The 17,716-nt window shown below is 43.0% G+C and carries 19 protein-coding genes; 11 read left to right on the forward strand and 8 right to left on the reverse strand.

Going from position 1 to position 17,716, the window contains the following annotated elements; all coding sequences use genetic code 11:
- Positions 1 to 20: 20 nt before the first annotated feature.
- Entirely contained in the window at positions 21 to 608 is a 588-nt protein-coding gene (locus MKX35_RS03925) for a DUF1349 domain-containing protein (RefSeq protein ID WP_076298065.1), read from the forward strand.
- Positions 609 to 706: 98 nt separating this feature from the next.
- Here the strand turns inward: MKX35_RS03925 and MKX35_RS03930 are convergent, their stop codons facing one another.
- The gene (locus tag MKX35_RS03930) at positions 707 to 1,309 is read right to left on the reverse strand and encodes a TetR/AcrR family transcriptional regulator (protein WP_076298064.1); all 603 of its coding nucleotides are present in this window, start codon (positions 1,307 to 1,309) and stop codon (positions 707 to 709) included.
- A 136-nt stretch (positions 1,310 to 1,445) separates the two neighbouring features.
- Here MKX35_RS03930 and MKX35_RS03935 point away from each other — a divergent pair, with 136 nt between their 5' ends.
- From MKX35_RS03935 to MKX35_RS03945, 3 genes are all read left to right on the forward strand, one after another.
- On the forward strand, positions 1,446 to 2,708 hold the full coding sequence (locus tag MKX35_RS03935) for an MFS transporter (protein WP_076285004.1): 1,263 nt from the start codon (positions 1,446 to 1,448) through the stop codon (positions 2,706 to 2,708).
- Positions 2,709 to 2,841: 133 nt separating this feature from the next.
- A complete protein-coding gene (locus MKX35_RS03940; protein ID WP_076298134.1) occupies positions 2,842 to 3,426 on the forward strand; it encodes a spore coat protein in 585 nt (194 codons plus the stop codon).
- Positions 3,427 to 3,569: 143 nt separating this feature from the next.
- The gene (locus tag MKX35_RS03945) at positions 3,570 to 4,880 is read left to right on the forward strand and encodes an amino acid permease (protein ID WP_076298063.1); all 1,311 of its coding nucleotides are present in this window, start codon (positions 3,570 to 3,572) and stop codon (positions 4,878 to 4,880) included.
- 4 nt (positions 4,881 to 4,884) lie between these two features.
- Here MKX35_RS03945 and MKX35_RS03950 read toward each other — a convergent pair whose 3' ends face one another.
- From MKX35_RS03950 to MKX35_RS03970, 5 genes are all read right to left on the reverse strand, one after another.
- Positions 4,885 to 5,658 (reverse strand): YqcI/YcgG family protein, encoded by a 774-nt coding sequence (locus tag MKX35_RS03950; RefSeq protein WP_076298062.1) that lies wholly within the window; start codon positions 5,656 to 5,658, stop codon positions 4,885 to 4,887.
- 92 nt (positions 5,659 to 5,750) lie between these two features.
- The gene (locus tag MKX35_RS03955; protein WP_076285001.1) at positions 5,751 to 6,377 is read right to left on the reverse strand and encodes a LysE family transporter; all 627 of its coding nucleotides are present in this window, start codon (positions 6,375 to 6,377) and stop codon (positions 5,751 to 5,753) included.
- Between the two features lie 106 nt (positions 6,378 to 6,483).
- Positions 6,484 to 7,074 (reverse strand): DUF1989 domain-containing protein, encoded by a 591-nt coding sequence (locus MKX35_RS03960; protein ID WP_076298061.1) that lies wholly within the window; start codon positions 7,072 to 7,074, stop codon positions 6,484 to 6,486.
- A gap of 148 nt (positions 7,075 to 7,222) precedes the next feature.
- The gene (locus MKX35_RS03965; RefSeq protein ID WP_076298060.1) at positions 7,223 to 8,611 is read right to left on the reverse strand and encodes a sensor histidine kinase; all 1,389 of its coding nucleotides are present in this window, start codon (positions 8,609 to 8,611) and stop codon (positions 7,223 to 7,225) included.
- 1 nt (position 8,612) lies between these two features.
- Positions 8,613 to 9,323 (reverse strand): response regulator transcription factor, encoded by a 711-nt coding sequence (locus tag MKX35_RS03970; protein WP_076298059.1) that lies wholly within the window; start codon positions 9,321 to 9,323, stop codon positions 8,613 to 8,615.
- 146 nt (positions 9,324 to 9,469) lie between these two features.
- On the opposite strand from MKX35_RS03970, the gene MKX35_RS03975 reads away from it, so the two are divergent.
- From MKX35_RS03975 to MKX35_RS04000, 6 genes are all read left to right on the forward strand, one after another.
- On the forward strand, positions 9,470 to 10,366 hold the full coding sequence (locus MKX35_RS03975; protein WP_076284997.1) for a carbohydrate ABC transporter permease: 897 nt from the start codon (positions 9,470 to 9,472) through the stop codon (positions 10,364 to 10,366).
- A gap of 14 nt (positions 10,367 to 10,380) precedes the next feature.
- Positions 10,381 to 11,238 (forward strand): carbohydrate ABC transporter permease, encoded by an 858-nt coding sequence (locus MKX35_RS03980; protein WP_076298058.1) that lies wholly within the window; start codon positions 10,381 to 10,383, stop codon positions 11,236 to 11,238.
- Between the two features lie 10 nt (positions 11,239 to 11,248).
- A complete protein-coding gene (locus MKX35_RS03985; RefSeq protein WP_076298057.1) occupies positions 11,249 to 12,358 on the forward strand; it encodes an efflux RND transporter periplasmic adaptor subunit in 1,110 nt (369 codons plus the stop codon).
- Between the two features lie 15 nt (positions 12,359 to 12,373).
- The gene (locus MKX35_RS03990; protein ID WP_179086625.1) at positions 12,374 to 13,732 is read left to right on the forward strand and encodes an ABC transporter substrate-binding protein; all 1,359 of its coding nucleotides are present in this window, start codon (positions 12,374 to 12,376) and stop codon (positions 13,730 to 13,732) included.
- A gap of 147 nt (positions 13,733 to 13,879) precedes the next feature.
- Complete coding sequence (gene hprK / locus MKX35_RS03995) at positions 13,880 to 14,791, forward strand: HPr(Ser) kinase/phosphatase (RefSeq protein WP_076298055.1); 912 nt, start codon at positions 13,880 to 13,882, stop codon at positions 14,789 to 14,791.
- A gap of 164 nt (positions 14,792 to 14,955) precedes the next feature.
- Positions 14,956 to 15,837 (forward strand): SMI1/KNR4 family protein, encoded by an 882-nt coding sequence (locus tag MKX35_RS04000; RefSeq protein WP_076298054.1) that lies wholly within the window; start codon positions 14,956 to 14,958, stop codon positions 15,835 to 15,837.
- Between the two features lie 115 nt (positions 15,838 to 15,952).
- Here the strand turns inward: MKX35_RS04000 and MKX35_RS04005 are convergent, their stop codons facing one another.
- Positions 15,953 to 16,390, reverse strand: coding sequence for a MarR family winged helix-turn-helix transcriptional regulator (locus tag MKX35_RS04005; RefSeq protein ID WP_076284992.1), 438 nt, complete (start codon positions 16,388 to 16,390; stop codon positions 15,953 to 15,955).
- A gap of 121 nt (positions 16,391 to 16,511) precedes the next feature.
- On the opposite strand from MKX35_RS04005, the gene MKX35_RS04010 reads away from it, so the two are divergent.
- Positions 16,512 to 17,099, forward strand: a complete 588-nt coding sequence (locus MKX35_RS04010) for an NAD(P)H-dependent oxidoreductase (protein WP_042192931.1) — start codon at positions 16,512 to 16,514, stop codon at positions 17,097 to 17,099.
- Between the two features lie 24 nt (positions 17,100 to 17,123).
- On the opposite strand, the gene MKX35_RS04015 is transcribed toward MKX35_RS04010, so the two are convergent.
- The gene (locus MKX35_RS04015) at positions 17,124 to 17,636 is read right to left on the reverse strand and encodes a DinB family protein (protein WP_076298053.1); all 513 of its coding nucleotides are present in this window, start codon (positions 17,634 to 17,636) and stop codon (positions 17,124 to 17,126) included.
- Between the last annotated feature and the right edge of the window lie 80 nt (positions 17,637 to 17,716).

The following is a 17,716-nucleotide window of genomic DNA, read 5'->3' on the forward strand; positions in this document are numbered from 1 at the left end:
CCTAGATAAGGAGTAGTGAGATGAAATTTTTAAAAGAAAATCTTTTTTGGCAGTATCCAGTAAGCACTTTTTCTATTACAGATGAGAAGATTGAAATTGTAACTGAGCCTAATACTGATTTTTGGCAACGTACCTATTATGGATTCAGAAATGATACTGCACCTGCGCTGCTAATGAGGACTGACGAGAAATACTTTTCTTTAATAGTGAAAACTGATTTTGACAGCGCTCATAGATTTGACCAGTGTGGAGTCATTATTTATCAGGACAGTGACAATTGGTTCAAGGCATCGATTGAATATGAGAATGAAGAATATCAAAGATTGGGTAGTGTAGTTACGAATCACGGATATTCGGATTGGGCAACCACAGATCTCGACGCAACAATAAAAACAATGCATTACAGATTAAGTCGGCGTGAGAGTGACTTCTGTGTTGAAAATTCTCTTGATGGGATTACATTTAAGCAGATGCGTATTTTTCATTTGTTTGAAGGGAGTGAGCATATCAACTTTGGTTTATATGCTTGTAGCCCAGAGGATTCGTCATTTAAAGCAACATTTACAGAAATAGAAATCACAGAATGTCAGTGGTTGGAACATAAATAAAGTTAAGGAACTAAGAATAAGTTAAAGGAGCCTCGTGAGTAGTGACGAAGCTCCTTTTTATTTTAAAATCTTTGTATGTTAAAAAAGTTTTGAATGAACTAACTAGGTTCGCGTAGGCACTCTTTTTTTAAATAAGCAGCAAAGCTCTTGATATTCATCCGTATATGCCGATTATTGCCCTCGAGCTTACTCATCATGATGCCGCCTTCCATGATGGAAAGGGAGAAGGTAGCTAGTGCCTCAATGTCGAGATCTGCTTTGAATTCACCACTTTTTACACCTTCAGAAATGATTTTCTTTTTGAATTCCAGTGTGCCTATTAGGGCTTGCTGGGCTTTTTCACGTAAGCCTGGATGACTGTCGTCGCTTTCAATAGCCGTGTTGAGGAGCGGGCACCCCCCAATAAAGGGTGGCGCTTCAACTACTTTCTCGTACACATGTAAATAAGCTAATAGCTTGCCAGAGGCCGTTTCTTGCTGACTAATGGCATGAGCTAGTTGGGCCCCCACAATACTACCCGCATAGCTAAAGGCTTCATATGCAATCTCATCCTTACTGGAAAAATGACGATAAATGCCACCTTTCTTAATGCCTGTCAATTCAGTTATATCAGATAAGGATGAGCCCGAATATCCTTTCTGGTTAAACAGTTCAGCGGCTTTAGCTATGATGTAATTGCGAGTCTTCTCACCCTTTTCCATTGTCATCCTCCGTTCTTGATTGTATATGTACACGTAGTATATCAAATGAAATAATTCTGTTGCAAAGAAAAGCATCTATGCTATTATAAAAGATACCGATCGGTATCTTTTATAATAGACAGGGGTGGAAACCATAATGGAAACGACATGGTTTAAGGAATCCAGGTATGCATGGATTGGATTAGGATCTCTCTGGGTTATTGGATTTATTGGTGCATTGACTCGCTTCAGCTTGTCTTTTTTTCAGGTGCAAATATCGACGGATTTACAGATTAGCAGGGGATTCATCTCAATGGCATGGTCCACCAATTTATTCATCGTAGCCGTATGCGCGCCTTTGGGGGGCTGGCTCGTGGATCGTTATGGCACAAAGAAGATACTAATGTTAAGTGCAATCATGAGTACTTTGGGTACTGGTATTGTCGTGTTAGGCCACCATCCTATTGTCTTTTTTATTGGATACGGTGTTATCTCTGGTTTGGCAGGTATTGGGGCGACGACAAATTATATATTGATGTTTGAATGGTTTCGGCATCATCGGGCTAAAGCAATGGCCTTGCTGGCGAGTGCCTCTTCTGTAGGATTAGCGATTATTACACCCATTTTCGTATCCATGGACTGGCTGACTTGGAAAAACGCCTTTATGGCTTCTTTTACCCTAGGTGTTTGTGTAACACTTCCCGTAATTTGGTTAGGAATTAAGAGTTCACAACAGAAAAATACGGAGAGAGCTCCTTCGGATTGTTCAATAGAAGTCGAAGGTCAAGATACATCACCTAGAGTAACTCCACCGTCCAAGAAATTTATTTCTCTTCCTATCTTTGTCGTAGTCGCGATTGCGCTGTTCACCTGCGGTATCAATATGGGATCCGTCGAGATGAATTTGGTAGCCATACATCAGTTGGCAGATGTATCACCAAGCATGATCGCCTTATCTATGAGCATCCTTGGTATTATGGAAATCACGGGGGCACTCATTTGCGGCTATTTTCTGGACCGATACAATAAATTAATGATGATGTCTCTATTGTATGGCATTCGTATTATAGGTTTTGCTTTCCTCTTTATGCACTTGGGAAGTTCACCTATTCTTTTTGCTATAGCGTTCGGAATTACCTACTTAAGTGCATTACCAGGTGGAATGCTTGTCATTAATGAGTTTGCAAAGGGTAAAGGAAAACATACCGGTGTTCTACTTCTCATGCACCAGGGCGGCGGTATAGTAGGTGTATTAATCGGAGGCCTATCCTTCGATTATTTTGGGAATTATCAGAACTTAATTGTAGTTGATGTTATAATCTGTATCCTCGTAACGCTAGGGTACTTCGGATTATTCACGACACATAGAAGGAATCTTCGGATTCAAAATAAGAAGGTTGCAGTAAGTGAGGCACTTTGACTTAGATATGGAGGGATGTAAATATAACTGCGTGCATAATTGGCTATCTTGTCCTTCATATTATAGAGGGTACTCATCTAAGAACAAAGGAGAATATAATTTGCAGCAGCAACCACAGTTAGGAAGTATAACGATGGGCGGACAGCAGCTAGGTCATGGCGCTCACGAAATGTTCGATGTGCACGAGGTATTGTCCTGCCAGATCAATTTACTGGACCAGTTCATTATGTTCAGAACCTTTGTACAGGATCAAGAGCTACTGTCTATCTTGGATCGGCAGTACAATTTCATGCTGGATCAGTACAACTTGACCTGCCAATGCTTTAAGACAGGGCAAAAGCCAAGCCAGGAAACGGCTACCTATCTTATCCCGAATATGACACAGCCGGTTTACGGCCTCCAACCGGCCCCGCCCAAGAAGCCTAACTCGTCACTGGCGGATGTGAAAGATGCGGGCGTCAGCGGGTATATGCTGGGTCTAATCAAATCCCATGCCTCACTGCTGGCCATGTCTTCACCGGAAGTGACGAACCCAGCGCTGCGTCGGGTGCTGGCTTCACAGGTGCAGCATTTTATTGAAATGGGATATGAGTTGTTCCTTTATCAGAACAAACATGCCTATTATCAGGTTCCGCAGCTTCAGGTTTCAGTAATACAGCAGATGCTGGATGCCTATGTTCCCGCTGCCGGATCTCCTCAGATGCCCGTAAATAACTAGGGCGCTGACCATTCTAACTGTAGAAGACCCGACTCGCTTGTTGTTGAACAGGAAGTCGGGTCTTCTTTTGCCTGCCTAAGCCTATACCAGAATAAAATAACACCCGATAACGCATAGTAACACCAGACGGAGGGGATATACATATGGGTACTCCAACTGGCAAGCTACCTTGGTGGCAGCTTACTTTATTTGGTGTAGGCTGCACGATTGGCACGGGATTCTTTCTTGGTTCTAGCATCGCTATCCGTAAGAGCGGATTATTGGTGTTGGTTATTTTTGTGTTGGCGGCTGTGGCAACTCTGTTCGTCTATGAGGCGCTGGCCCAAATGACTATACAGAATCCTCAAAAGGGCTCTTTTCGTAGTTATGCCAAAGAGGCTTTTGGCCGCTGGGCCGGGTTTGGCATGGGCTGGATCTATTGGTGCTCAGAAATTCTAATACTCGGCAGCACCTTGACTGCTTTGGGTCTGTTCTCGCGGGTCTGGTTTCCGAGTTGGCCGCTTTGGATTTTTACCGCAATTTATGCTGTACTGGGTCTGCTGGTCATTATTCTAGGTAGCCAGGGGATTAACAAAGCGGAAAATCTATTCGCCATGATCAAAATCGCCGCGGTACTGATGTTCATCGTGGTCGCCGTGGTTGCCCTTTTGAGGGGAAGGGGGAATTGGGATACGGTTCACAGTTCGGCAGCTTGGTTGAATAAAGGATGGATGGGTGCTTGGAAAGGGTTACTTTATGCGTTCTATGCTTTTGGGGGTATTGAGGTAATGGGCTTTATGGCGATGGACCTACGCGACTCAAAAGAAGCTCCAAAAGCAGGCAGGTTTATGCTGCTGGGCGTGACCCTGCTCTATGTACTGTCGATAGGACTCGCCCTATTATTCGTGAGCCCTGAGAAAGTGAGATCTGATCAAAGCTCAATTATTGCTGCACTTGAAGCGATGGGACTACCTATTCTTGTATATGTACTGAACGGGGTAATGATCGTGGCCGGGTTCTCTATTTTAGTGGCTTCATTGTATGCGGTCTCGACTATGCTGGTAACCTTGGCCGAGGATAAAGATGCTCCTTCTTGGCTGGCGGTGACCAAAGGAAAAAGAAAGATGCCGCTCTACGCGCTTGGTATCAATATGCTGGGCCTGTGTGTGACAATTGTACTGAGCTTGTTTCTGCCAAAGCAAATTTTTGAGCATATCACCACGGCGGCCGGTCTAGTTATTTTGTACACATGGCTATTTATCCTTGCCTCTTTCCTTAAGTTATTGAGACCAAAGATGGGCGGTTGGATTAGATCCATGGTCGCTATGGCGCTGATCATTACTGCCGTGGCAGGTACACTTTTTGAAAAAGGGGGCCGTCCCGGCTTCTGGTCCAGCCTTCTGATCATCTGTGTCATTGCGTTGATTACCTGGTTTAGGGAGCACCTCTTGAAAAAACGCGGACAAACCTCATAAGCGCTTAAGAGTGAAATTTAATTCCTATTGCTTTGAACTTGTTCTTCATATAAGTATATGGACATTTAGACGGCGCACTTTCGTCATCTCGCAGAAAATATTGCTTCCATTCTAAATTGCTCTCCTGCCCATACCATTGAAGGGAGGGATGTGCGGGAACACTGTCGTAGTCAGCAAGCTTCTTGCGGATCTGCTTCTTCATATTGCGGCCAAATGCGGTAGAATCGTTAATATTCTCAAATACCCAACGCGGCTGAAAGGCAATGACAAAATAAGGGGTATGGCGGCTTCTCCGCAGCTCATGTGCCGGGGTTGCGCAGAACGCGAAATACGGGTGCCCATCAAAGCAGAACTCCCACGAAGGATGGGAGGGATCTGTAGAAATTTCATTCGGCCAAGGCACCGTGTCTACCGCGCTGACGCGGCCCAGAATGGACCAGAACAAATTCTCATATTCCTCAATGGAGAAACCTTCCGCCAAATCTTCCGGAGTTTCAAAAAATAGAACAAGGGAAGCATATTTGCCGGTATCCCGCGAGCATTCCCCATATTGATGAAGTAATTGAGCGACCTCTATTGCAGACTCTTCACTTCGTGGATCAGCTACGAAGCCAAAACGCAAATGATTGGACAGAAACCCCTGACGTCCCGGAATACAGGGATATTTGCCTTCGGGATCTGCAATCATAGATGTAAATTGACGAAAAGCATCCTGCTGCCAGTACGGCAGCTCAGCCAGATGTTCATCCAGCCAGACTTTTGTGTTCAAATGGGCCATCCAAAAACACCCTCCTCGTTAAGTTCAAAACATCCTATGCGAAGGGAGGGAGATGGGTGAAGGCCTAGGAAAGCTCTTGCTGGTTGAACCTATTAGCCAAACAACTGTATAAATGCCTGAGAACCGAAGTAGATGCCAAAACCAAGAAGGCAAATCCCCGCGGCAAGGGAAATGAACCGGAGCATAGAAGGGCCGGTGAACCGATGAAAGAAGCTAGACAGCATCGCCATCACCACATCCCAGAGTAGGATGCCGACAAAAATACCCATGCTGTTCCACAGCACCTGATCGAAATGTTGATTTTCTATGCTTTTGGCCAGAATGGAGCCGTAGATACCTAACCAGAACAGAATGCTGAGTGGGTTCATTAGTGCCATCAAAAAGCCTGAACGGAAGGCGCTAGTGCCGGTCTGTGCACCTCGTGAGGCGGATCCAGGCACGGCATTGATATTTTTTAAGGTGTCAATTCCGGTATAAAGGAGAACGAAGCTGCCGAATGTCCACAGGAAGGTTTTCATAAACGGGGTATTCAGAAAGTGGGCTAGTCCAAAGTAAATGAGTAGCATATACACTAAATCCGCACACATAGCCCCCAGTCCGATCATCCAGGATTGGAAAAATCCCATCCGCGCTCCCCGGTCGAGCTGGGCTGCATTGATGGGACCAATCGGTGCAGATAACGATATTCCGAGTACGATATAGGTTAAAAAGCTATTCATGGTCATCGCTCCTTGAATGAGATGTTAACTTGTACAAGTCATTCTATTCAAGAAGTAGGTAAGTTAGAAGACGAGCCATTTGGCACGAACCTCTTTGCGACATACTCTAAAGGATCTCCACGGCAATCGGTGTACATTTATACCCGTTGCAGACACTTTCGGAGCAGGGACAAGCCGATATGGCAATGATCAGATCCATCTCAGCCCGCAACTCAATATAATCCCCAGCTTTAGAAAGCGGTCGCTCCACGCTGACTTTTCCAGAAGGATCAATGACAGTATTCATAAAAAGATTAAACGGATAATGCTGATCGGGAGCGGGCAGGCCAAACTCCTCCAGCGCCTCATTCAGGTTATTGTAGCAGCTGTCGTGTTCCTTTTTGTTATACAGCACCTCATACATCTCGGGACGGCAGGCAGAGTTAATGAAATCATGGCGGCCCACAGTATCCTTAATAATCGTAAGCAGTGGTCTGTATTGGTTGGAATAGAGGATGTCCCCCGGAAGCACATTCATCTTGCCTAGAGCATCTATCGTCACACCAGGGTCAATTCGCTCATTAGGGCGAACGGCGTTATAAGCAGCGAAATCTGCTACCTGCTCTCCTTCTACATCGGTTACCCGGACGATCTGCCCTTTGTCCAACTTGAAGCCCAATCCCTTGGTTGCTGGAATCAGCCATTGTTGTTCGCTCATCAGTACTCTCCTTCGGGATAGTCATAGTCTGTGAGGGTTAGTATGGCTCTTTGCCAAAAAAGTCATACAAAGTATAGAGCTGTCTGGCGGCATCATAGAAAGAGTTCGTATTCGATTCGATGACAGTCTTTGAGGATCAGAATGACATTTATTTTGAAGGAAAACTCATTCGAAAGATAGCTCCACCATGCTCTCCGTTATGAGCGGATATAGTACCGTCGCACCGTTCAACAATTGCACGTGAAATGGCGAGTCCAAGTCCCGTTTCTCCATTCTTACCTTTAATAAAACGCTGAAATAGCTGAGGCAGTAATTGATCAGGAATACCTTGACCATCATCTATGACATCGATCTGCACTTGTCCATCCTGCTCCGAAATTTCTATATCCACGGCTTGTGATGCATGCCTGATCGCATTGCTCATAATATTTAGTACTGCTTGTAATAGTTTTTCCGAATCTCCATGAATATGAAGTTTTCTCGGGTTATCCACTTCGTACTTTACTTTGATGTCAACTCTCTCATTTATAGCTAATGGACGTATTCGATCGGCGGTTTTATCGATTAATTGTTCTACTGACACTTCTTCTTGATCAAAAATACCATCTTCACTTTCAAGCTTGGCTAACAAGATCATCTCTGTAACAATTCCCTTAAGTCGTTCACATTCACTTGAGATGACATCAAGACCATTGTCAGCACGATCCCCGGTGAAAATACCATCTCGTATTCCCTCTGCATAACCTTGAATCGTCATTAGTGGGGTCTTAAGTTCATGAGAAGCATTCTGGAAAAATTGTCTTTGAGCATGATGGTATTGTTTAAGTTCTCCTGCGAGATGATGGACACTTTGGGCTACCTCACCAATTTCCCCGCCAGTTTGAATGAGCTGCACCTCATCGAATTGGCGTTTTTCAACTTTTTTGAGCTCAAGCTTTAATTTCTCAAGAGGAGTAACGAGACGTTTGGTAATAAATAAACTTAGGCCAAAGGCAATAGTGCCCCCAATCACCATAATGAACATCATTCTTGTAAAAAGCTCTGATTGATATGATTTTACTTTGCTTAGCGGTGTAGACAAGACAAGGGTGGCTGCGGTTACAGCACTAGTTGGATCAAGATTCTGTGGATTAGAAGTTAAGGTCTCAACAATATATTTCTCCTGTCCATTTTCCCATAAATCCTGCTGATTGTGACTTGAATGCTGTTCAATGAGCGGTAGCCATGTCTTTGTCTGCGCTTCAGTCATTGTACTAAATAATATATTACGATTCGGCTCTATGAGTAACGCATCGACGGATCTATTAATTTCTTGAGCCGGCTGTACGATAGCTGCTGCTGACTGAGAAGGTGTTAGGTCTTGAACAGGTAACGAATTGACCAACTCCATCATTGCACTGCCTTGTGATCTTAGCTCTTCTCTTTGATTATTGATTAGTGTGTCCATTAGTAGAGGATAAACGAATGTAGCTGTAAGCACGAGTACGCATACCAGTAATATTCCAAATGATAAATGAAGCTTATAGATTAGTTTCATGTTATGTCTTCACTCCATCCACGCGCATTCGATAACCATAGCCCCAAACGGTTTCAAGAGGCAGGTCTTCCATTTTACGACGAAGTCTTTTGACTAAATCGTCAATTGCCCGATCGCTACCGAAATAGTCATCCCCCCACACTAATGTTAACAACTCATTGCGAGAAAAAGCTCGATTCGGTTGCGCTGCTAAGGTATGAAGCAATGAAAATTCCTTCACCGTCATTTCAATTTCTTTAGACCTCCAGTAAACCAGACGACTATCTAATACTAGACGAAGCCCATCGATGATGAGGTCGTTTGATTTAGAAGAGACTATACTCTGTTCTGATCTTTCTGTAAGGCAGTTAAGCCGATGGAATAAACGATTTACTCGTGCGACCAGCTCACGTGGGCTGAAAGGCTTAGTTAAATAATCATCGCTTCCAAGCTCAAGTCCAAGTATCTTATCTACTTCCTCATCACGAGCAGAGATCATAATAATAGGAACTTCGGCTTCCTTACGAATTTGTTTGCAGAATTCATAGCCATTCATACCTGGAAGCATGATGTCTAGAATCCACATATCCGGGCGCTCTGTGTTCCATAACATGAGCGCTTCTTCTGCTGAACCTAACGATAGGGTGCTATAGCCTTCCTTCTGTAAATAATTCTCAACGATATCTCTTATATGACAATCATCTTCAACGATTGCGATTTGATAGTTCTTCATCAACAGACCTCCTGACCAATACATCTATTATTCTAACAAACTTGTCCTTTCAAGCGGGCTTTTCCATACTTTTTCCACAATTGCTCCAAATTAATACCGAAGCTGATCTATAGAATAGTTATTTGTACGGTAAACATGTTGCTTGTATGGAACAAGCTCGAAAGGAGGTTGAGGCTGTGAGAATTTCATATTTGGCTCGCAAGGAGATTCTTGTGGCGTTCTGCTTTCTTGCTCCGAGTTTGATCGGGTTTGCGCTATTTTATTTGATTCCGTTTGGTCAAAGTGTTGTATTTTCATTTGAGAATCCAAGTGGTGAGGCAGGGTTATCGTTTGCCAATTATCAGAGCCTATTAGCTAGCTCGTCCTTTCAAAAGGCGGCAGGGAATACATTCTGGTTCACAATAATTGGTGTTCCGATCCTTATTCTGTTGTCACTTGCTCTTGCCATGCTGCTTAACAAACGAGTCTACCTTCGGAATTGGCTGCGTACCTCTTATGTACTGCCACTGGTTGTTCCAGTAGCGTCAATTGTGCTCGTATGGCAGATCCTATTCGACTGGAATGGTTTTTTCAATCATGCATTAGAGTGGATTGGAATTGAGCGGATCGATTGGATGAAATCAGAGTGGGCGCAAGGGGTCATTATTTTTATCTATGTATGGAAAAACATTGGCTATAATGTGGTTCTATTCTTGGCTGGACTGCAAAATATCCCAGATCAATATTATGAGATAGCAAACCTGGAAGGTGCAAGCTGGGCTCGTAAGCACCAGATCACCTTGATTTATTTAATACCGACAGGATTTTTAGTGATGCTGATGTCGATTCTGAACTCATTCAAGGTATTTCGGGAAATTTATTTAGTTGCGGGTGACTATCCTCATGACAGTATCTATATGCTTCAGCACTATATGAACAATATGTTCTTATCGCTCGATATTCAGAAGCTGTCGGCTGCAGCTTTCTTAATGGTGCTCTGCATTTTAGTCATTGTGTTGATGCTCTTCCGAGTTGAACATAAGTTCCGTTCATTTATGGAGTAAAGGGAGGGGTGTAGATGAACAAGAAACAGATAAGAACACTGCTACTTACTATTTTCTTAGCCGTAATCGCGCTGGTAATGCTATTTCCAGTTGTGCTCACAATGGTAAGCTCCTTGATGACGGAGAAGGAAATTATGCTGAATTACGGCATGTTAGGTAATACACAGATGAACGATTTTGTGAATTTGAAGCTGATTCCAGATTGGGTTTCGCTGGAGCAATTTTATAAGGTGCTTATTTCAACCTCGCAATTTCTTCGTATGTTCTGGAACTCTGTATTTATGGTGTTTCCAATCATTATAGGTCAGGTCGTGGTGGCAACATTAGCGGCATTTGCATTTGCTAAGCTGCGATTTCCTGGCAGAGAGCCCTTATTTATTGTGTATCTGATCACGATGCTCATGCCGTTCCAGGTCACGCTTGTGCCGAACTATATCATGTCCGATCGGCTAGGGCTGATTAATAGTCCAAGCTCCATTATTTTACCAGGGATATTTGCGGCGTTTGGTGTGTTCCTGCTCAGACAATTTATGCTCCAAATTCCAACGGCATATATGGAAGCAGCCCAAATGGATGGGGCAGGTTACTTCCGATCCTTTATCAGGATTGTCTTGCCTATGGTGAAACCCGGCATGGCAGCGCTAATTGTTCTGCTGTTTGCAGATTACTGGAATATGGTGGAGCAGCCACTGATCTTTCTGCAGGATGCCAATTTACAGCCCTTGTCCATTTTTCTATCTCGCCTGCAGGAAGATGCGCTTGGGGTATCCTTTGCGGCTGCGGTCTTGTATATGATGCCTATGATTCTCTTGTTTCTTTTGGCGGAACGGTATTTTATTGAGGGCATAGAGCTTTCTGGAATTAAAGGATAGGGGAAATGAGATGACAAGCACATCTAAGCGACAACGATTAACGGCTGCTTTGTTTGTATTATTCTTTGCGATATTGGCTGGTTTGACTTTCTTTAGCAGCACACTCGAAACGATGACGCTGCCCAAAGTAGTTACGGAGAAACTTACCTCGAAATCATTAGTTCATCAGGTTAAAGGGAGTGGAGTCTTAACACCTCGGAAGCAGGTGGATTTGTTGAATGAGACTGGCTCTAAAATTGTGAAGGTTCATGTAAAAGAGAATGCTGAGGTTAAGAAGGGTCAAAAGCTCGTGACATTCGACAGCTCAGATCAGGATGATCAGATAGACCAAGAGGAAACGGCGCTTAAGAAACAAAAGCTAAATCGGGAGATTCTTGAGGAGGATATGCTCAATGCATTGATAGGTGGTGATGAGCAAGTGATTGCCAAGGCTGAGCGAGCTCTTGAGCTGGATAATATGGATCTTGAACTGGCGCAAAAAAAATTGAATAAGCTGCGTAAAGAAAAAGTGGATAAACAAACGCTGACAGCCCCTTTTGATGGCAAAATCACAAAGATTACAGCAGAGGATAGCATGGCTGCTTCACAAGGGGGGACAATCCTGACCTTAATGGATAGTGGTAAGGGCTTCGAATTTTCATTTGCTGTCGAGTCGGATAATACGGCATTATTCGAGATTGGATCTAAGGTTTCTGTTCGATTGCAGAAAGACAATACACTGGTTAACGGTGTAATTGAAGAGATTAAAGCTGCATCCCAAGAGAGCAGTGAAGAAGATTCATCCGATAAATCCAGTTATCAGGTTGTCGTTTCTGTCTCCGATGATGGTATTAAAGGCGGCGAACAAGTCAGTCTAGATATAAAGAAGGAGTCAAATGAAAAAGGTTATGTGTTACCAAAGAAATGGGTTCATAAAGATACAACAGGGAGCTATGTCTTTGTAATTGAGGAGAAGAAAAGCTCACTCGGCAATACGTTTAATGCACGCAAGGCTTATATTGTAACGGGTGATTCAACCGAGGATGAGGTTGTAGCTGTGAGCGGGTTAAGTCCTGATGATGAGATCATTATTGAATCAAGTGAACCATTACAAGAAGGTAATAGAATCCGAGTATATTGAAGGGGATGAATGAATTTGAATAGAAGATGGGTATTGACCTTATTAGCAATGATAGTCGTATTATCGGGATGCTCTAGCAGCAGCGTGGGATCAGGTACAGAAGGAACATCTAATGAACAATCAGGTCAGGATGGCAAGAAGATTGAGATTGCGACTATGGCGGTAACTCCTTATTTAGAGGAGGCGGTTAAGCAATACAAAAAAATTCGTCCAGATATACAAATTGATATCAAAGAGTATCTAGCTAGACCCCAAACGAATGAAGATGGAATGAGTCAATCAGGAGAAGCATTCTCAAAGGGCGATGTTGAGAAGTATATACAAACAGTGAGCACACAGATGATGTCTGGCAAAGGGGCGGACATGATCGTAATGAACGATCTACCACAGGACAAATATGTCGCCAAGAACATGCTGACTAATTTCTATGATCTGATGGATAAGGATGCTGACTTTGATCGAAATCAGTACTATCAGAATATTTTTGAGGGCTCCCAAGATGGTAATGGTTTGTATGCAATGCCATTCTCATTTGTCATCGACGCGCTAACTGGGAATACAGAGTTGTTAGAACAAGCTAACATTAAAATCGATGATCAGACATGGACATGGGATGAGTTTAAAGATATTTCCAAGAAGCTTAAGGGAAAAGTTGGTGAGGATTATTTCGCATTTGTTAATCTATTCCCGATTCAAATGTTAGCGGAGTATATAGAAGCTAATTATGATAAGCTCATTGATCAAGGTCAAGCGAATTTCGATTCCGATCTGTTTCGAGATATGATGAAGCAAATCAAATCGATGTATGATGAGGGCGTACTTAGTAATGATTTTACGTACGACTATACCAAAACCTTGTTCAACAATGCTAACCTTTTCGATCCAATAGGAGGCCTGTCCCAAGTCCTTGATCCAAAGCTTAAAATATATCAAAAGCCAACAGTAAATGGAAAATATAGTGGAACTTCATTTAAGTCATATTTCACTTTAGGTATTAACAGCAAATCTAAGGTTCAAGATGAAGCTTGGAACTTTATTAAGTTCATGCTTTCCGAGGAAATGCAATCTTCATCAGTTGTACAAGGGTTTGCGATGCATAAGGGAGCTGTGGAGAAACAGCTTAATGATGCTAAGCAGCAGGCAGTAGCGGGAACACTACCTCTTCTAGAACAGAAGTTTGATACTGAGACTGTAGAAAGCAAAATCCAAGAATTACATCAGCTTCTAGATGGTGCAAGCAGGAATTTATCTAGTGATCATAAGGTTGTTTCAATTGCAATTGAAGAGTTTGATTCATATATGAGTGGTCAGAAATCCGCTGAAGACGTCAGCAAGCTGATTCAAAACCGAGTCAACACTTACATTAACGAGTAAATAGGTCCTATTCGTAAGGCGTTTAATCATTTAACGGTGATTGAACGTCTTTTGTTTATTTTGCAGGAATCATCCCATTTGTCGTTGAATATATCCCGGTAACCGTATTGCGTATTCAAGATACGCAGCCACAGGAGGAGAACAACCTTGAAATCGACTACCGTTCAAAGCCTTACGGAAACGTTTAAGCTGGAAGTGCTCGCAGGTGCTAGCTGCATGGATCGTGAAATCACTCGTTCAAAGACGCATAGACCTGGACTGGAGTTCGTGGGTTACTTTGATTTTTTCCCAACGAAGCGGGTACAAATATTGGGCTGCAAGGAAATCAACTATCTGTTAACCCTAAGCGTTGAAGAGCGTAAGTTACATATTGGTAATATCGTCAAATATCATCCACCATGTTTTATTGTGACGACAGGTCAGCAGGAGATTCCCTATTTAACTCTTTTCTGCGAAGAAGAAGGTATCCCGCTGCTTCGGACGCAGGAAACGACGACAGAGATTATCGCAAAGATTGACACTTATCTGATGAAGGCGCTGGCGCCAGAGCTTTCAATTCATGGGGTATGTGTAAACGTGTCCGGCATAGGCGTTCTACTCAGGGGCAAGTCGGGGATTGGTAAAAGCGAAACCGCGCATACGCTCATTAGAAGAGGCCATCGGTTTGTAGCAGATGATATCGTGGTGCTGAAGAAGCTGGGACCAGCAACTCTTCTCGGCACACATAACGAGACGACCCGCGAGTTCCTAGCGCTGCGCAGTATTGGTCTGATTAACGTTGTGCGCCAGTACGGGCGTAGAGCCTTTCAGGATGAGACGCGAATTGTGCTCGACATCGAGTTGTCTCCTTGGCGAGAGAATTCCTTGAATAATGAGCTCGAACTTGAACCGAAGTTCACAGACTATCTTGGCGTCCAAATTCCGCATATTGAAATCCAGCTTCAGCCCGGCCGCGACGTAGCCGGCCTGATCGAGGCTGCCGCCAACAACTGGTATCTGAAGCAGCTTGGCTATAGCGCCGTTGAAGAGTTCATGCAGAGGATTGAAAACAAGCAATGAAGGGTGCTCATGAATTTGTGTATACGTAACAGACCGCAGAAGAGCTATGTGGTCTGTTTTTTTAACTGAATTTCGCCTTTAATGCGTGATTGGCTGGGCATAGGCTATAAATGGTATAATTTCTAATAGGTATTTTGAGTGATCGTTACTAGGAGGTATTAATGATGAGTGATGAGCTATTGGAAAAATTGGATACTTGGCATGAAGAGGATGAATTTCAAGAAATCGTGGATGCAATAACGGAAATTCCTGAAGAGGAAAGAGATTATGTTCTAACTAGTCATTTGGGCAGAGCGCTTAATAATCTCGGGCAATATGAAGAAGCTTTAGAGCAGTATTTGAGCATTGAAGAAGAGGGTGAAGGTGACCCGCTTTGGCATTACCGTATCGGAGTTTCCTATTATTATCTGAAGCGGTACGACGAAGCTTTAAAAGCATTTACAATTGCAGACGAGCTAGAGCCTGATGATGAGGACACCTTGGAGTTTTTGGGATGGATCAAACGAAAATTGGCTAAGAAAGCTACGAAAAAGCCTGTGAATAAACCTGCAAAGAAGCCTGTAGTAGCGATCGACACCACCAACTTTTGGGATGACAGCGAGTATGCGTTCTCAGAATATATCTCTGAATCGCCTACAGATGCAATGATTGCTTCAGTAGAAGAAGAGCTGGTTTTTAAGCTGCCAAAATACTACGTTGAAATGATGAAGCTACATAATGGGGGAATTCCTCATAACACTCGGTACCCAATTCCGGGAACAGAAGAATTTATTACGATTTCAGGGATCCTTGGAATTGGACGAGATAAGAATAAGTCGCTGTGTGGAGCTTCAGGCAGCCGGACTGTGATTGAAAATGGACGTTATCCTGAGGTTGGTGTGGTGATTTGTGATTGTCTTTCTGAGAATGAAGTAATCATGCTGGATTACCGCGAGTTTGGAAATGATGGCGAACCCGAGGTTATTCATGTTGATCGTGATAACAAATACAAGATCACACGCTTGGCTGACAATTTTGAGTCCTTTATCGGCGGACTGGTGAAATAGTGGATTCGGCGATTTAGCTGAATGTGGGGCTGATAAATCAGCCAAATAAACGACCGAAAAAAACAGAGCAACGGTTCTCCTATAATGGAGGCAGCTGCTCTGTTTTTTAATCTGCTCAATTGTCACTATTAAACACCTTGGACTGAAGCACATCGAGTGCTCGGTTGATTTCTTCTAGTTCTTCAGTAGAAGAATCCTTGATCCGGTCCAGGAAACGTTCGCCGATCTGCCCAAAAGCTTTGTTCATCATCGCTTGTCCAGCGTCAGACAACCGAATCATTTGTTTACGCCGATCTTCTGCGACATCCAGCTTTTCGCAAAGATTCTTTTCTGTTAATTTCTTGAGCTCACGGCTCGTGTTCGGCATAGAGATATTCTTACAATCACTAATTTGACTGAGAGTAACAGGCTGGCTGACCGCAATATACTCCAGAATACTATATTGAACGGGCGTAATACCTTCCGGTCTAACATCTTTGGTTAAGTCGAATGTTACTTCATGGACTGCCGTCGTAAAGGTCACTAATTTATGAAAAAACGCTTCTTTGTCCATAACGATCACCTCTTAGTGTAAACTTTAACAAAATAATTATCATAATACAATTATCATTTGACAACTAAATGAAGGTTATGATACGATTTTGTTATCAAATGATAATTAAAGAGGTGGAGCAATGAACGTTTTAGTCATCTATACTCATCCGAATCATAAAAGTTTAAGTTATGCTTTTCTCAATAAAGTCATTCAAGGAAGTAATGAAAATCGAAAGATCACGAACATCGAGGTGCTTGATCTATATGAAGAGCAATTTGATCCGGTGCTAGTCTTTAACGAAAATAAACGTAGAAGAGACATGCATATCGATCCCAAGTTTGAGAAGTATCGTGAGCAGATTCGTCAGGCAGACAAAATTGTGTTTGTGTATCCGATCTGGTGGGGCCGGCCTCCAGCCATGCTGCTCGGGTATATTGATCAAATGTTTGCCTCTAATTTTGCTTATAGAGAAAAGGGCGGCCTTATCCCCGAAGGGCTGCTGAAAGGGAAGTCCGTGGTTTGTATTTCCAGCATGAAGGGGCCAACCCTTTATCCTTTATATTGGTTAAACAATTCCCATAAGGTGCTGATGAGAAAAGCATTATTTCAATATTGCGGTATGAAAAAAGTGAAGTTTTTCGAGTTTGGGAATATGGAGAGTCCAAAAGGTAAACATGACAAAAAGCTAAATCAGGTCTATCAATATTTCAAAGCTGTGGCTAATTAATTCTCAAAGATAACGGATCGATGATTATTTGGACTCGTTATAAAGATAGGCAACATAATCCTGCAGCACTGAGGTATGGTCCATTTGTCGCAGCATAGTCCCGATATTCCCACGGTGATAGCTGCCATGGTTTACTACGTGGAAGATAGCACCGGAAATGGATGTCTCAAGTGATCCCATAGTTGGATGATCTAACACAACGGTGGGGTCCTTATCTATTTGACTAGCCAACACCATTTTATTTTTGCTGGTTAGCTCACGATAGAGGACATCCATTTCTTCAATATCTTTTATTGCTAACAAGGGCTCTAATTGGGCAGCTGATGCTTTAGCTTCATTCCTAGTTCGCCCTGAAATCAAGTCAAACCAAATGTTCTCCACGACATAAATATGCGTCACAACCTTCGCTACCGAAGAAAAACCGCTCTGGATATCCTTATGATAAATGTCTTTAGGCAACTCCTTTAAGCGATGGATGATCGTTTGATTAGCCCATACATTGTAGTCATACATTTCTAACGTCGGATGTTTCTCCATGAGTTTCTCCCCCTAAGATTATAGATGCTTTAATTATACCCATTCCAAAAATGTTCGGTACAATTTAGAGATGTTTATTA

The sequence above is a fragment of the Paenibacillus sp. FSL R5-0923 genome (genome assembly GCF_038009145.1).
Classification (GTDB): domain Bacteria; phylum Bacillota; class Bacilli; order Paenibacillales; family Paenibacillaceae; genus Paenibacillus_AQ.

Excerpts from the sequence above, each read along its gene's own strand:
- MKX35_RS03935 (WP_076285004.1), top strand. The coding sequence starts at position 1,446 with ATGGAAACGACATGGTTTAAGGAATCCAGGTATGCATGGATTGGATTA.
- MKX35_RS03975 (WP_076284997.1), top strand. The coding sequence starts at position 9,470 with ATGGAACAAGCTCGAAAGGAGGTTGAGGCTGTGAGAATTTCATATTTG.
- MKX35_RS03955 (WP_076285001.1), bottom strand. The coding sequence starts at position 6,377 with ATGAATAGCTTTTTAACCTATATCGTACTCGGAATATCGTTATCTGCA.
- MKX35_RS03925 (WP_076298065.1), top strand. The coding sequence starts at position 21 with ATGAAATTTTTAAAAGAAAATCTTTTTTGGCAGTATCCAGTAAGCACT.
- MKX35_RS03960 (WP_076298061.1), bottom strand. The coding sequence starts at position 7,074 with ATGAGCGAACAACAATGGCTGATTCCAGCAACCAAGGGATTGGGCTTC.
- MKX35_RS03945 (WP_076298063.1), top strand. The coding sequence starts at position 3,570 with ATGGGTACTCCAACTGGCAAGCTACCTTGGTGGCAGCTTACTTTATTT.
- MKX35_RS03965 (WP_076298060.1), bottom strand. The coding sequence starts at position 8,611 with ATGAAACTAATCTATAAGCTTCATTTATCATTTGGAATATTACTGGTA.
- MKX35_RS03950 (WP_076298062.1), bottom strand. The coding sequence starts at position 5,658 with ATGGCCCATTTGAACACAAAAGTCTGGCTGGATGAACATCTGGCTGAG.
- MKX35_RS04005 (WP_076284992.1), bottom strand. The coding sequence starts at position 16,390 with ATGGACAAAGAAGCGTTTTTTCATAAATTAGTGACCTTTACGACGGCA.
- MKX35_RS03985 (WP_076298057.1), top strand. The coding sequence starts at position 11,249 with ATGACAAGCACATCTAAGCGACAACGATTAACGGCTGCTTTGTTTGTA.
- MKX35_RS03980 (WP_076298058.1), top strand. The coding sequence starts at position 10,381 with ATGAACAAGAAACAGATAAGAACACTGCTACTTACTATTTTCTTAGCC.
- MKX35_RS03930 (WP_076298064.1), bottom strand. The coding sequence starts at position 1,309 with ATGGAAAAGGGTGAGAAGACTCGCAATTACATCATAGCTAAAGCCGCT.
- MKX35_RS03940 (WP_076298134.1), top strand. The coding sequence starts at position 2,842 with ATGGGCGGACAGCAGCTAGGTCATGGCGCTCACGAAATGTTCGATGTG.
- MKX35_RS04000 (WP_076298054.1), top strand. The coding sequence starts at position 14,956 with ATGAGTGATGAGCTATTGGAAAAATTGGATACTTGGCATGAAGAGGAT.
- MKX35_RS04015 (WP_076298053.1), bottom strand. The coding sequence starts at position 17,636 with ATGGAGAAACATCCGACGTTAGAAATGTATGACTACAATGTATGGGCT.
- MKX35_RS04010 (WP_042192931.1), top strand. The coding sequence starts at position 16,512 with ATGAACGTTTTAGTCATCTATACTCATCCGAATCATAAAAGTTTAAGT.
- MKX35_RS03970 (WP_076298059.1), bottom strand. The coding sequence starts at position 9,323 with ATGAAGAACTATCAAATCGCAATCGTTGAAGATGATTGTCATATAAGA.